At 33.6% G+C, this 292-nt stretch carries 1 protein-coding gene; it reads right to left on the bottom strand.

Features of this window, described 5'->3' with window-relative positions; all coding sequences use genetic code 11:
- Positions 1-292: transposase (locus FOT98_RS31985; protein ID WP_144291304.1), on the bottom strand; the 292-nt coding region annotated here is incomplete at both ends.

The following is a 292-nucleotide window of genomic DNA, read 5'->3' on the forward strand; positions in this document are numbered from 1 at the left end:
TGCTTGTAAAATGACTCTTCATTTTGTTGTAATATTGATTTATGCTTTTGACATGTTTGCCCTTAACAAGGACAGGTTTCATACCTGTGTTTGTTACGATGGTTGCAAGGTTATCAATCCCTAAATCAATACTCATATAACGAGCATTCTCTTCAATCATTTGTTGTTCAGAAGGAACATCAATTACCAATTCCACTACATATTCATTGTATTTTGGAATCACACGAACTTGTTTCAGTTTACCTTCAGTGAAACCTAGTTTCCCAATATTTAATTGCAATTTCGTCTTTGG

It is taken from the genome of Bacillus sp. HY001, assembly GCF_007558965.1.
Taxonomy (GTDB): Bacteria; Bacillota; Bacilli; order Bacillales; family Bacillaceae_G; genus Bacillus_A; species Bacillus_A mobilis.